Source organism: Endozoicomonas sp. SESOKO3 (assembly GCF_024606255.1).
On record NZ_JAHHPR010000680.1, the window covers coordinates 1 to 1335 of the forward strand.

2 protein-coding genes are annotated in these 1335 nt (G+C 49.1%); both read right to left on the reverse strand.

Annotated features, from left to right (window positions below; genetic code table 11):
- Positions 1-160 precede the first annotated feature (160 nt).
- Complete coding sequence (pilV, locus tag KDK18_RS11970) at positions 161-634, reverse strand: type IV pilus modification protein PilV (RefSeq protein ID WP_257255154.1); 474 nt, start codon at positions 632-634, stop codon at positions 161-163.
- Positions 619-1137: a GspH/FimT family protein gene (locus KDK18_RS11975; RefSeq protein WP_257255155.1), complete on the reverse strand. Its 519-nt coding sequence runs from the start codon at positions 1135-1137 to the stop codon at positions 619-621. Before KDK18_RS11975 ends, pilV begins: the two co-directional genes overlap by 16 nt.
- Positions 1138-1335 lie beyond the last annotated feature (198 nt).

Genomic DNA, 1335 nt, shown 5'->3' on the forward strand with positions numbered 1-1335 from the left:
GTTTTATAGATCTTATTATCAGGGATGCTGATCAATTTGGCTTTGCCTCAGGCGTGGATGCAGCTGTTACTGGTGCTGCAATCGATCAGGTGTATACCTGTTATGACAATGGATTGGGGGGCAGTACTGGTCCTTCAACCTCATGTTTCGAGCATCCGGTCTATGGAGTTGATGGCACTGCTCCGGACCCTGACAGCCTGATTTTTAATGATTTTTTGCACCCCACCGGTAAAACCCATGCTCTGGCATTTCGACACATAAGATCATGAACATCATAGGCAGCCATTTCATCCGCCGTGCAGGCGTTGGCAATGCATTGTCTCGGAACTGAACCGGCACAATAGGAGGGGACATTACCGCTGGCGGTTTGGGCGGTAGTCTGATACTTGCCTGACTCCAGCCCCTGGACATTCACTTTCATACGTTCTGACATTTCATTGGCCAGCCAGATAGCCTGGGAACGCTGCAAGCTGTCTTGAGTCGCCCTGACCGCCTGAGCCTGCATTCCCGCCATTCCAAGAATGCCGACCATAAAAATCACCACACTGATCAACACTTCAATCAGGCCAATGCCGGCCTCTTTACCCTTTGGCAGCTTTCCGTGTGACTTGCGTACCTTTAAGCGTCCTTCCATAAACAATTCCCTGTCGAAGAAGTTTTTCGAATTTGTCCGGTGACCGTGACCGATACTGTTTTAACTGGAGTGCCCAAGCCGCCGGTGGGACAGGCTCTCATAGTCCGCACCGCTGTCGGGCTGCCCCTGGATGTAAATGTCACAGTATTCCCGGTATTCAGACTGATCGTGACCGCACTGTCAATCTCTCCATAAACCCTGATAACGACCTCACCCGGGTCAACCGAATTATTATTATTGGGATTGACAAAAATCAGCCAGCCTGCTTTCCAGTTGCTGCCAGAGGTATCACAACTTGAGCCGTTTTGGCTGCGACAAAGACTGACATTCACTCCTCGTTTTATCGCCTCACTGCGGGCCACCACCATACTGCTGAAAATTCGTTGATTGTAAAAATCCATTCGAAAGGACTGCACCAGTGAATCCAGATTCACCGTCATAGAGCTAACGATGAACATCAGAAGGATAGTGATCAAAATCTCGATCAGGGTCAGCCCTTTCATAGTTTTGGGCCTGTTGACTGAGCAGCTCCGCTTGAACACAACCTACTTCCTTAACTGAATGACACTTCAACTCTAGGAAAAAAGGAAAGACGAGGGATTCGCGGAATGACAGGCGGCTTATTCAAGTGTGGACCGGATTCCACCTGCAAAAAAAGCTTCAAAGAATTGACACGATTCAGGGAATCAATGGCTTTCCCA

Excerpts from the sequence above, each read along its gene's own strand:
- KDK18_RS11975 (WP_257255155.1), bottom strand. The coding sequence starts at position 1,137 with ATGAAAGGGCTGACCCTGATCGAGATTTTGATCACTATCCTTCTGATG.
- pilV (WP_257255154.1), bottom strand. The coding sequence starts at position 634 with ATGGAAGGACGCTTAAAGGTACGCAAGTCACACGGAAAGCTGCCAAAG.